This window comes from Spirosoma flavus, assembly GCF_054778555.1.
This window is the reverse complement of record NZ_BAAGZL010000004.1, coordinates 722099-734260: the sequence shown is the minus strand read 5'-3', so window position 1 is coordinate 734260 and position 12162 is coordinate 722099. Positions and strand designations below refer to the sequence as shown.

Annotated in this window: 10 protein-coding genes; 8 read left to right on the top strand and 2 right to left on the bottom strand. The window is 47.8% G+C overall.

All coding sequences use genetic code 11. From position 1 onward, the window contains the following. Window positions 1-61 precede the first annotated feature (61 nt). Together ACYVF1_RS23320 and ACYVF1_RS23315 are read left to right on the top strand one after the other, a co-directional pair. The gene (locus tag ACYVF1_RS23320; protein WP_461083401.1) at window positions 62-1288 is read left to right on the top strand and encodes a serine hydrolase domain-containing protein; all 1227 of its coding nucleotides are present in this window, start codon (window positions 62-64) and stop codon (window positions 1286-1288) included. 90 nt (window positions 1289-1378) lie between these two features. After that, window positions 1379-2281 (top strand): alpha/beta hydrolase, encoded by a 903-nt coding sequence (locus ACYVF1_RS23315; protein ID WP_461083399.1) that lies wholly within the window; start codon window positions 1379-1381, stop codon window positions 2279-2281. A gap of 142 nt (window positions 2282-2423) precedes the next feature. Here the strand turns inward: ACYVF1_RS23315 and ACYVF1_RS23310 are convergent, their stop codons facing one another. Beyond that, window positions 2424-2882 carry a DUF1573 domain-containing protein gene (locus ACYVF1_RS23310; RefSeq protein WP_461083397.1) on the bottom strand — a complete coding sequence of 153 codons (459 nt, stop codon included), beginning with the start codon at window positions 2880-2882 and terminating at the stop codon, window positions 2424-2426. Between the two features lie 242 nt (window positions 2883-3124). Here ACYVF1_RS23310 and ACYVF1_RS23305 point away from each other — a divergent pair, with 242 nt between their 5' ends. The 4 genes from ACYVF1_RS23305 to nuoK all read left to right on the top strand — a co-directional run bounded on the left by ACYVF1_RS23305 (window position 3125) and on the right by nuoK (window position 8169). Then, window positions 3125-5530 carry an alpha-ketoacid dehydrogenase subunit alpha/beta gene (locus ACYVF1_RS23305; protein ID WP_461083395.1) on the top strand — a complete coding sequence of 802 codons (2406 nt, stop codon included), beginning with the start codon at window positions 3125-3127 and terminating at the stop codon, window positions 5528-5530. 103 nt (window positions 5531-5633) lie between these two features. After that, entirely contained in the window at window positions 5634-7304 is a 1671-nt protein-coding gene (locus ACYVF1_RS23300; RefSeq protein ID WP_461083393.1) for a 4Fe-4S dicluster domain-containing protein, read from the top strand. Between the two features lie 12 nt (window positions 7305-7316). Then, window positions 7317-7874, top strand: coding sequence for an NADH-quinone oxidoreductase subunit J family protein (locus tag ACYVF1_RS23295; protein WP_461083391.1), 558 nt, complete (start codon window positions 7317-7319; stop codon window positions 7872-7874). Beyond that, window positions 7858-8169, top strand: a complete 312-nt coding sequence (nuoK, locus tag ACYVF1_RS23290; protein ID WP_461083389.1) for an NADH-quinone oxidoreductase subunit NuoK — start codon at window positions 7858-7860, stop codon at window positions 8167-8169. Before ACYVF1_RS23295 ends, nuoK begins: the two co-directional genes overlap by 17 nt. Window positions 8170-8282: 113 nt before the next feature. On the opposite strand, the gene ACYVF1_RS23285 is transcribed toward nuoK, so the two are convergent. Further along, entirely contained in the window at window positions 8283-9188 is a 906-nt protein-coding gene (locus tag ACYVF1_RS23285; protein ID WP_461083387.1) for a glycosyltransferase family 2 protein, read from the bottom strand. A gap of 182 nt (window positions 9189-9370) precedes the next feature. On the opposite strand from ACYVF1_RS23285, the gene treF reads away from it, so the two are divergent. Together treF and ACYVF1_RS23275 are read left to right on the top strand one after the other, a co-directional pair. Further along, entirely contained in the window at window positions 9371-10903 is a 1533-nt protein-coding gene (gene treF, locus ACYVF1_RS23280) for an alpha,alpha-trehalase TreF (RefSeq protein ID WP_461083385.1), read from the top strand. Window positions 10904-10979: 76 nt separating this feature from the next. Beyond that, entirely contained in the window at window positions 10980-12095 is a 1116-nt protein-coding gene (locus tag ACYVF1_RS23275) for a hypothetical protein (RefSeq protein ID WP_461083383.1), read from the top strand. The last annotated feature ends 67 nt before the right edge of the window (window positions 12096-12162 follow it).

The window sequence follows — 12162 nt, the reverse complement described above, 5'->3', positions numbered from 1 at the left end:
CAGAGTTCGCTCCATATACCCATAGAAAATTAAGCGCGTCAGGATAGTGCGGATGAATACAATGAAGAAGTGGATTAGCATCGTAATCGTACTTGCATTAGCAATTTCATGCAATCAGGAGAAAAAGCTGAACCGTGCCACAAAAGCTCTGCGCAACTGTGCTGACGGTCAGGCCATTACTTCCACCGAAGAGCAAACTATTCGGCAACAGATCAACGCCGACCAGAAAAGTCAGCTTATTGAGGATATTATCCGGCAAAAAGTAAGGGGGGGCTTGAATGGGAACGTATTAATCGCTCAGAAAGGCATTATCCTTTATAAAAACTGTTTCGGATTAGGGCATTTTGAACGCAATCAGCGAGATACGTTGGTTGAAGATTCGAAATTTCAACTGGCTTCATTATCCAAAACCTTTACAGCCGTCGCTACGCTCAAACTCATTGACGCCGGCAAGCTGAAATTTGAGGATACCATTCAGAAATTCTATCCTGATTTCCCGTATCACGGCATTACAATACGTGAACTACTGAGCCATCGAAGCGGCTTACCGAATTATCAGTATGCCTTCGATGATAGCATGAAGGTCAATTTCTATAAAAAAGAAAAACCTTATCCTACCAACGCTACCATCATGCATTGGTTTGCTACCGTAAAACCTACACCCAGAGCATACAACATTCCTGGCCGGGGCTTCAGCTACAGCAACACCAATTACATGGTGCTGGCGTCTATTATCGAAAAAAGTACGGGGCAGAGCTATGAGGCATTCATCCATAAAAATATATTTGAGCCGCTCGGCATGCATAATACGTTTGTAGCTACAACGAAGAACGAATTATTTAATCAGCATAAAACGGCCGGCTATCAGTGGAATCGGCGAATCCCGAAAGACTATTATGACGACGTAGTAGGCGACAAGGGAATTTATTCGACCACTGGCGATCTTTTTCGATGGTATCGAGCGTTAAATGGCGATTGCGTTTTACCTAAAAAACGCCTGGCAGAAGCCTTCATACCACGTAGTTTCGAACGTAAAGGCGCTAAAAATTACGGCTACGGATTCAGAATGATGCTAAATGATGAAAATCAACCAGAGTTCATTTACCATTCGGGTTGGTGGAAAGGCTATAACACCATGTTCTGGTTCAGCCCTAAAGATGAGTACGTTATCATTATGCTCGGAAATCGCTACAACACGACGGTATATCGCGTAAAAGAACTGATAGATGTATTACGTAGTGGTCCCGCCGATAAAGCGAGTGACGAAAGCAGTGATGTTGAAATATGAGTAGAGCCAGCAGTTTGAATAGCTTTTCTGTATGACAGTTCATTCTATTCTAAACGTAGTAAATCCTTTATGCGCTCGCTGCTGATTTGTATGTTACTTGCTACCGCTGCCCCTCAGATTGCCATTTCACAGGATATTATCAAGCTCTGGCCCGATAACGCCATCCCAAATGCCATCGCTGGTGCTCAGATCACAGAAAAGTCTGAAACTGACGCCAATGGCATTCTACGAATAAGCAACGTATCAGTGCCTACGCTTACGGCTTACCCAGCACCCAAAGATAAATCAACAGGTGCAGCCGTCATGATTTGCCCTGGCGGAGGCTATAGTATTTTAGCCGCAAGCCACGAAGGTTCCGACGTAGCAGCCTGGTTCAATAGTATGGGCGTAACGGCTTTTGTTTTAAAATACCGACTGCCGAATCCAGCTATCATGACTAATCAGCAGGAAGTACCGCTCATGGACGCCATGCAGGGAATGACGTTGATAAGTCAGAATGCTGGTAAATATGGTATCGATCCAGCAAAAATCGGGGTGATGGGCTTCTCGGCGGGTGGGCATCTGGCTGCTACGTTAGCAACCCACTACCACATGGGCCCCAAAGCCAGCGAACAGGCCAGGCCGAACTTTGCGATCCTGATGTATCCAGTCATTACGTTTGGCGAAAAGGCGCACACCGGGTCCCGCGATAAGTTATTAGGTACGCTCAATACGTCGCCGGAGATGATTAAGTATTACTCAAACGAGTTACAGGTCACCAAACAAACGCCCCCTACCTTCCTGGTTCATGCAGAGAATGACAAAGGTGTTCCGGTTGAAAACAGCATAAATTTTTATCTGGCCTGCCTGAAAAACGAAGTCCCGGCTGAAATGCATCTTTACCCAGAAGGTGGACACGGTTTCGGCCTTCGTACGGCAAAATTTGGCTCGCTAAACAATTGGCCCGAAAGCTGCAAGGCCTGGTTAATAAGCCTAGGGGCAGTGAAAAAGTAGTCAAAAGTCGTAAGTCGATAGTTATTTGGAGAAGTTATTCAATTTCTCAATGACTAATGACTATTAACTAATAGGGCATAAAAAAAGGCATCCGGTAAACTACCAGATGCCTTTCATGATCACACTATTAACCCTTCAGTAATTAGCGGGATGTTTTTGTGGCTTTCTTCTTGTCTTTAGCGGCTGGAGCGGCTCCTGGAGCAGGGGCGGCTGCTGTTTCAGCCTCTTTCTGTGTTACCACTTCGCCTTTCAGATACAGAACAACCTGACCGGCTTCGGCGTTGCTCGTTACCGTTACCGATTTATTGAACGGACCTGCAGCGGCTGCGTTGTAGGTAGCCGATACCGTACCGGTTTTGCCAGGCAGAATCGCTTCGCGAGTCCAGTTTGGTTTTGTGCAACCGCAAGAAGCCTGGGCGTCACTGATAACCACAGGATCAGTACCCGTATTTTTGAATTCAAAAACGTGAGTTACCGGTTTCCCCTGTTCAACTTTGCCAAAGTCGTGCGTTTCTTTAGCAAACTTCATGACTCCTTTCTGGGCGTAGCCAACTGCGACAAACACAAATAAAGCTACGAAAAGTGAAAAAAACTTTTTCATTGGACTAAACGAAATTATAATTTGGTTGTTAAAATACGAATACCTCAGAAAAATATCAGAGCAAACTGTTTGCCAAATATTTACAGGTGTGTTTCTGTTCAACAAAGAAACTGAAAAAATCGTTTTTTTGAAAGCTGACTCGATTTATCTTACTTTTACTTTCGCATGGTAACACGTGTACTCGCAATCAGCCACTTCATCGATAAATTAATTGTTAGACGATTTCAACACGTAGCTCTGTTGTGATAGCAAACGAACAACTCCGCTCGACTGATATTCTAAGTCGTGAAAAAATCCTATCTGATTATCAGTTGGCCTGCGAAAGCCGACAGGTAAGTTTGCTGGGTCGGCGTGACGTAATGGGCGGGCGAGCTAAATTTGGCATATTTGGCGATGGTAAAGAGCTTGCTCAACTTGCAGCTGCAAGCGCATTTAAGATGGGCGATTTCCGGTCTGGCTATTATCGCGACCAAACGTTTGTGGCTGCTCTTGGCGAACTAACCTGGACTGAGTTTTTTGCCCAACTCTACGCACATACCGATCTAGCCGCAGACCCTAATACCGGCGGACGATCCATGAATGGTCATTACGCCACTCGCTGGCTCGACGACAAGGGTTTATGGCGTAATCAGACTGAACTTTATAATTCCGTTTGTGATATTTCGCCAACCGCCGGTCAGATTCCACGTTCGGTAGGTCTGGCTTACGCTTCTAAACTTTACCGGAATAATCCAGGATTAGGCGGTCTGACCAATTTCTCACATCACGGTGATGAAATCGTTTTTGCGACCATTGGTGATGCCTCTACGTCGCAGGGCATGTTCTGGGAAACCATGAATGCGGCCGGTGTTTTGCAGGTTCCACTCATGATGTCGATTTGGGATGATGGGTACGGCATCTCGGTTCCGATTGAATACCAGACCGTAAAGGCTAGTATTTCGAAAGCGATGGCTGGTTTTCAGCGCGATGCCGACGACAAAGGCATCGAGATTATCACTGTAAAAGGCTGGGACTACGTAGCACTGCTGGAAACGTATCAACATGCCGCCAACATCTGCCGTCAGGAACACGTACCGGTTCTGGTTCACGTACAGGAGCTTACGCAGCCCCAGGGACACTCTACGTCGGGTTCACACGAACGCTACAAATCGAAGGAGCGACTGCAGTGGGAAACCGAACATGATTGCAACCGGATTTTTCGGCAGTGGATTCTCGAAAATGGTTACGCCACTAACGACGAACTCGAAACCATTGAAACTGAAGCAAAAGAAAAGGCCAAAACGGCTCGTGCCAGTGCCTGGACCAGCTTTCAGGAGTCGATGAAGAGTGATTACGACGAAGTACTTGACCTTATTCAGCAAGCGGCCCGGCACCACGCTAAATCGGCAGATTTGATGGCGATTCGGGAAGAACTACGTCACGAATTCATGCCGCTACGTCGGGACGCGACCAGTGCGGTACGTAAGGCGTTACGTGTTCTTCGCCATGATAATACACCCGCTCGTCAGCAACTTCGTGACTGGCTGGAACGTAGCAATAGCGCGAACGCCGAACGGTTCCACTCGCACCTCTATAGCGAATCGCCCGATTCGCCGATGCTCATAAAAGGCACGCCAGCGCGCTACAGCGACGACAGTCAGGTAGTTGATGGGTATCAATTACTTCAGCACTATTTCGATAATCTGTTTGCCCGCGATCCGCGCGTAGTGGCGCTGGGTGAAGACGTCGGAAAAATTGGCGACGTCAATCAGGGATTTGCCGGTTTGCAGGAAAAATACGGTGAGATACGTATCACCGACACGGGTATTCGCGAAACTACCATCATTGGCCAGGGAATTGGCTTGGCGATGCGTGGCTTAAAGCCCATTGTTGAGATTCAGTATTTCGACTACGTTTATTACACGCTGGCTACGCTGACAGACGACTTAGCTACGTTGCTCTATCGCACGAAAGGTGGGCAAAAGGCGCCTGTCATCATTCGAACGCGCGGGCATCGGCTAGAAGGCATCTGGCATTCGGGTTCGCCCTTGGCCGCCATGCTCGGCAGTTTGCGCGGCCTGCATATACTGGTGCCCCGAAACATGACGCAAGCGGCCGGATTTTATAACACGCTCATTAAAGGCGACGACCCGGCTTTAGTAATTGAATCATTGAATGGGTATCGGCTGAAAGAAAAACAGCCTGAAAACCTGGATGACTTTTGCCTACCACTGGGGGTTCCAGAAATACTACGAACTGGTAGTGACGTAACGGTTGTTACGTATGGTTCTATGTGCCGGATTGTTATGGAAGCGGCCATTCAGCTGATGCCGCTAGGTGTCAATGTAGAAGTGATTGACGTACAAACGCTTTTACCATTCGACGTTCATCACAGCATTGTTGAATCAATAAAAAAAACCAATCGGGTCGTTTTTGCTGACGAGGACGTACCAGGTGGGGCATCAGCGTACATGATGCAGCAAGTTGTGGAAGAGCAGAATGCGTACCGTTACCTCGATTCGTCTCCCCGAACGATATCGGCTAAAGCACACCGGCCACCGTATGGCTCCGACGGAGATTATTTTTCCAAACCTAATGTTGACGACGTAGTCGAAACCGTTTACGCGCTCATGAGTGAAGCCGAACCGGCTCGATATCCAAAAATTTAGCGAAAGAGTGAAAGAATGAAAGCGTGCATTAAGTTGACATTTCATATGCGCTCTTTCACCGCTCCGGCGGCCCGGTCTTTCGCACTTTCACTCTTTCAAATAGATGTCATACTTCCAGGATATAAAAGCTGGCATTCGAACGACGGTTAAAGGGTTGAGTCTAACCCTCAAGCACTTGCGGAATGCAACGAAACGCCGTTCGCCCGAGGGCATTAGCAGCGATACGTACTTCGACCTGCAAAATGGCCTGGTTACACTCCAGTATCCGCACGAACAACTTCCTATTCCTGACAACGGCCGCTACCGACTACGTAACGAAATCGACGATTGTATTGTCTGCGACAAATGCGCCAAAGTCTGCCCTGTGGATTGCATCACTATCGATGCTATCAAAGCAACCGAAGAAGTTGGTCGTGCGTCGGATGGATCGCCGATACGTCTCTACGCGGGCAAATTCGACATTGATATGGCGAAATGCTGCTACTGCGGCCTGTGCACCGTGGTTTGCCCGACCGAATGCCTGACAATGGACAAAAAGTTCGACTACAGCGAATTCGAACTTGGAGAATTAACGTACCATTTTTCAAACCTTACCCCGGAGCAGGCTGACGAAAAACGGTCGTTATACGAGCAGTTCCTACGGGAGAAAGAGGAAGCTAAAAGTCAGTCAGTCGTTGCTAAGGCGCCAGCCAGTACGCCGGAAAACGCTGATATAAATCAACCTGCATCAGCTCCCAAACCGGCTGCCCGACCTGTATTTCGACCAACGGCCCGCCCAGTTACGACGGCAACGGATAAGAAGTCGGATAATTCAGAAGGTTCGGCAATTGAACATCCATTGACGGACGCAACGCCCAGCGAAATGGAACATATAGCCCAGGGCGGACTTGAGTCGGCTAAACGTCCGGTATTTCGGCCAACGCAAAAGCCAAAAGTAGACGTACCGAATGCTCCGGCAGCAGCGACTCCATCTGAAAACTCTTCCCCAGATAGTGCTGCCGAAACACCAAAACCCAAAGCGGCTCCTTTCCGGCCAACCATGAAACCGGGAGCGCCAGCTACATCGACAACGGATGAAACGCCATCAGATTCTGAAATTAAAGCAAAGCCTGATACTACGTCTACTCCGCCAGTACCAACGCCGAAACCGGCGGGATTCAGGCCAACCATGAAGCCAGCGGCTAAGGAAGAAAGCCAACCGGCAGAGGACGTAACACCCGTGCCAAAACCGGCTTTCCGGCCAACCATGAAACCGGCGAAACCCGTTGACCAGCCGGTTGAAGAACCTGAGGCAGACGTTCCCACTGCTAAAGAAACAAAGCCCAAACCAGCGGCCTTCCGACCGACGATGAAACCGGCGAAACCAGCCGAGCCGCCATTGGAAGAACCCAAAACCGACGCAACCAACGTACCAACTGCCGCAGAACCGCCAAAACCCAAACCAGCTTTCCGTCCGACGATGAAACCGGCAAGTGTTACGTCGGAGAAATCATCGACAACCGAATTAGAAAAGCAACCTGATGTAACAGATAAACTTTCATCGGCGGGAACTCCCGCGGCCGAGTCCGTAAAGCCCAAACCGGCTTTTCGGCCAACGATGAAGCCGACCACGGTTCCGCCAAAACCAACAGAGGACGTAACACCCGAGTCAAACTCTCCTGACACTACGTCCCAGGCAGAAGCACCTGCTGCGGAACCGCCCAAACCAAAGCCCGCTTTTCGGCCAACCATGAAACCCAAACCGAAGGCCGACGACGATAATACTAATCCATAAATCGACAGAATCTTGGTTCAGATAGCATTTTACGCATTTTCAGCCCTTACACTCGTCGGCGGACTGGCCGTTTTGCTTACTCGCAACGTATTGTATGCCGCCTTTTTCCTCCTACTGACATTATTGGGCGTTGCGGGATTATTTGTACTGGCCAGCGCTGATTTTCTGGCCATTGCGCAGATTATGATCTACGTAGGTGGCGTGTTGGTGCTGGTCATTTTCGGTGTAATGCTCACGCATAGGCGGCAGCTTCCGGGTGAGGTAGGCAGTCAACAGCCAAACACAATTTTATCGCAGAATCGGGGAGATAGCTGGAGTTGGCTACTGGCGCTTTTGTTGGCGGGAAGTCTATTTACAGCGCTTTACGTACTGCTTTTCCGGGCAAATTTTACGTTATTGGACCATCCGGTTGGCTGGCAGAATACTACCGGCATTATTGGCAGACAATTAATGACTGAGTACGTAGTACCCTTCGAAATTGCGGGTATTCTCCTGTTAGCAGCCCTCGTAGGCGCGGCTTATTTAGCTTCTCCACAAAACAAAAACGCTCAGGATGCAGCCCGTCGATAGTCATTTATTTTTGCTCGTCGGTGCAGCCCTATTCAGTATTGGGTTGGCGGTTGTCATTCTGAAAAGGCACGCCATTGTGGTGCTAATGGGTATCGAGCTGATGCTGAATGCCGTGAATATCAACCTCGTTGCTTTCAGTCAATACGACCCTGACCGGTTGCAGGGACAAATGCTGGCTTTATTCGTAATGGTTGTGGCGGCTGCGGAGTCGGCGGTGGCTTTAGCCATCGTATTGCGGGTATATCGCCATTTCCGAACTGCCCAGTTGGATGAATTACGGGAGCTGAATGATTAAGGAAATAGGGTTTGCCAGGAACCAGCTTACGAAGTTGCACTAGCGACTTATTGAGCACACAGAGTCCATCTGGCAAATCTGGTTGGCTCTGGTTTTTGGACACCGACTCTGGTTTATTTCCAGTAAAAAGAGTGCATACTCCAGCGACGCTTCAGCGAAATGGGCAATTTTCGGTGCCATCGTCCGGCTCGGTAAGCTACGTATTTAGCCCCGGTTCTAAGCAATTGTTCGGGTATTAGTCCGGTTTGCGAAGTCTTAACGAGGTATTTCAACTCGTCCCATAAGTACGCAAATCCTTCCGATTCAGCTCTGGTAAATTGCGAAATAATATCGCGTTGTTCGTCATGAAAGACGCCAATATCGAAATACCGTTTAAATTCTTCTCCAATCGTATAATTGTGTGAGTGATAAACTTCGGCCTCAGCACAATACCCAAGTATCTGATCACCAAGAATATACTTAGCCGCTACCGTTACGTCTTCGCCCAAAATGATATCCACCGCAAATCCGCCACTCGCCAGTAATCTATCTTTACGATAAGCCGCAAAAGAATTGGAACACGAGCAGGTTTTAATACCTAATTCAGGAATTAATGCTTTGGATTTTAGTTTGCTTTCAGCCGGATAATTGGTCTGACGAGCAAACTGACTCAACGTACTGGCGTCCGGATAAGGCAACTGCCGCCCATAAGCCATAGCTATATTGTCCTGGCTCATAAGCATATCAACTATTTTTTCCAGCGCATCTTTTCGGGCAGGAAGCGCATCTTGCGTCAGATAAACCAGAATATTATTCGTTGCCAGCGATGCGCCCAAATTTCGGGTACCTCCGTGGTTAAATGACGATTTGGGAATGATATGGGGGGTTATATTGTGACGTTTTAGAATGGTCAAAGTCTCATCATTCGACCCAGAATCGATAATAACTAACTCATGGGGCAATGTTTGTTCTTCTAAGGATTTGAGCAGAGAAGGCAAATAGGAAGCAGCATTATAAGTCGGAATAATTACAGAAACCATTCGAGCAATACGTTCATAAAATGAACAAATTTACTCAATTGCTCTTTTAATAAGACTTTCTATCGAATAAATGTCCTATAAACCCATCAGACCAGTTACTTAAACAGGACTGAACCATAAAAAACTTATAATAAACCTGTAGTATAGCGATACTTCTTTACCCAAACTGTTCATTTTTCACTTTGGAAGCCGCCGTATTTCCTCGTTCGCCCGATCAATTATTTGGGACTTTATTTCGTGACGTACAGCTCGGTCATGTTTTTTCCGATTCTAAAACGTTTGTAGATTGTATTCCCAAACTCACACCCACAGATCTCATTGCCCGTTACGAATCGGAAAAAACCAAACCTGATTTTGATCTGGACGCGTTTGTCCACGATTATTTCATTCTGCCTGAAAAAGTGGCCAGCGATTACGTCAGCGACACAAATTCCACTACGTATGAACACGTAACTCGGTTGTGGGACCGCCTGACGCGACCAGCCGACGTAGCAGTAGAGGGCAGTTCGCGTATTGCTCTACCCTACCCATATATCGTACCTGGCGGACGATTCCGCGAGATTTTTTACTGGGACAGTTATTTTACGATGCTGGGCCTGAAAGAGTCGAAACGGGGCGATTTAATTCGCGGAATGCTGTTGAATTTTGCTTACCTGATTGATACGTACGGTTTTATTCCGAACGGCAACCGAACGTATTTTCTGAGTCGTTCACAGCCGCCTTATTTCGCCTTAATGGTCGATCTGCTGGTCGAGATAGACGGTGAACACGTACTGAAACATTACGAACCGCAGCTTCGGCGCGAGTACGATTTCTGGATGGACGGTCAACAGGAACTGACGCCGACGCAACGTATTAACAAACGAGTTGTAGGTAGCAGCGATCAACATGTATTGAATCGATTTTGGGATGACACACCAACCCCGCGCCCCGAAGCGTATCGACAGGAAATTGAACTGACACAAGTAGCCGAACCGCTGGGCGTGATTCCTGAAGAACTCTATACGCACATACGGGCGGCCTGCGAATCGGGTTGGGACTTTAGTAGCCGTTGGTTCGACGATGCCAAAACGATGGCTTCTATTCGAGCTGCTGATATAGTTCCGGTAGATTTAAACTGCCTGCTGTATTTTCTGGAACATACGTTGCATCGGGCATACAACGTACTGGAAATGCCTGAGGAAGCGCAATCTTTCGAACAGCGTGCTACGTTCAGAAAAGAACTCATTCGAACAGTTTTTTGGAACGAAAACACGCTTTTTTTCCACGATTTTGATGCTCTGGCGCAAAAACCAACGTTGGCCGTTACGTTAGCGGGCGTGTTTCCATTATTTTTCAACCTTGCTACGCCCGAGCAGGCAGCCCATATTCACGACCGGCTGAAAACTGACTTTTTACAGGCGGGCGGTTGGGTAACAACCCTTACCCGTTCTGGTCAGCAATGGGATTCGCCGAATGGATGGGCACCCCTGCAATGGATTGTTTATCAGGCGCTACGTCAGTATGAATTTATAGAAACGGCTAATGAAGGCCGGGACAGATGGCTATCTCTGAACGACAAAGTTTTTCAGGCAACGGGTAAAATGATGGAAAAATATAACGTAGTAGATGCCACTCTGACTACCGGTGGAGGAGAATATCCGAATCAGGATGGTTTCGGCTGGACCAATGGCGTTTATCTCCGGTTATTGGCGGATAAAACGGCTAACGTCTGATCCAATAGTGGATAGTTTCTATTGTTTGTAAAAGTTTCACGAGCCTCACTACGCAACATTTGTATCTCAGATGCTTATGAACAGTTATATGCTTGTAGCAAGTTGTCTGCTTTTGTGGATCGCTTGTAAGAAAAGTTCTGGCGATGGCGCAAACGGGCCACAAACGGCAACGCGTGACAGTGTGTTTACTGAGCATTTTCGTCGCACAAAAGGATGGGTAGCAGGCGATGATGGCTATTCGATTTGGTTGTCCGACGGGCGCACGCTCTGGCTTTGGGGCGACAGTCATATCGATAACTATGATGCTGCTAGTCAAACGGTTCCGTGCCTTTTTCAGGTCAACAATGCAGGTTTACTACAAAGTGCGGCCAACCCAGCCGATATGGCTACGTTAGTAGGCACCGGCAAACCCGCTTCGTATTTTCAGCATCCGGGTGGGTGGCCGACGTACTGGTTCTGGCCCGGCAGTGGTTACCAGCAAGGCAATACGATATACTGTTTCCTCGATAACATTAAAACAACAGGTGCGGGTGGTTCTTTTGGCTTTACGTCGAAGGAGCCCAATTACGTAGCTACGATTCAATTTCCTGCCATGACGGTGCAGGGATACAAACAATTACCTGCTCAGAATGAGATTGAGTTCAGCGCCGGTTTCGTGCCCCAGTCAGACGGCTTTATGTATGTATTTGGCTATAAGGGCGATGGTTTCGTAGGCTCAAAAATGTACGTAGCACGTATCAAGCCCGATGATCCAATTACGAGTTGGCAGTATTTTGATGGAACCAACTGGATTACCGACCCCATGAAAGCCGCGCCGATTGCATCGGATGGAACCAGCAGTTTTGCTAGCGGTTTCAAAGTCGGGAATAAGTTTGTGCTGCTATCGAGTGAATTCAGTTTAGGGTGTACTGGTAAAGAAATTTACGCTTTCACCGCCGACCAGCCACAAGGACCATACAGTCCACGAAAACTGATTTATACCATCCCCGAAAAAGCGGGCGACAAATATCCTTTCTTCTATTTCGCTATCGGTCATCCAGAATTTATAGATGATCGGGGATTGCTCGTTACGTATTCCGTCAACGGATTTCTACAATGCGGGCCTGAGGTTTGCATCAATAATAGTAAAAATCCAGATACGTACCGGCCCAAAGCATTTCGGGTACCGTTATCAATGTTGGGCGCTCAGTGATACAGGCCTCGACAGGCTCTGGCTGTCGGTTGTAGCTACAGGGTTAGTCGCTAACGCGACTCGACAG

Bases quoted from the DNA above. Each gene is read 5' to 3' on its own strand.
- ACYVF1_RS23320 (WP_461083401.1), top strand. From the start codon at position 62: ATGAAGAAGTGGATTAGCATCGTAATCGTACTTGCATTAGCAATTTCA.
- ACYVF1_RS23315 (WP_461083399.1), top strand. From the start codon at position 1,379: ATGTTACTTGCTACCGCTGCCCCTCAGATTGCCATTTCACAGGATATT.
- ACYVF1_RS23310 (WP_461083397.1), bottom strand. From the start codon at position 2,882: ATGAAAAAGTTTTTTTCACTTTTCGTAGCTTTATTTGTGTTTGTCGCA.
- ACYVF1_RS23300 (WP_461083393.1), top strand. From the start codon at position 5,634: ATGTCATACTTCCAGGATATAAAAGCTGGCATTCGAACGACGGTTAAA.
- nuoK (WP_461083389.1), top strand. From the start codon at position 7,858: ATGCAGCCCGTCGATAGTCATTTATTTTTGCTCGTCGGTGCAGCCCTA.
- ACYVF1_RS23285 (WP_461083387.1), bottom strand. From the start codon at position 9,188: ATGGTTTCTGTAATTATTCCGACTTATAATGCTGCTTCCTATTTGCCT.
- ACYVF1_RS23275 (WP_461083383.1), top strand. From the start codon at position 10,980: ATGAACAGTTATATGCTTGTAGCAAGTTGTCTGCTTTTGTGGATCGCT.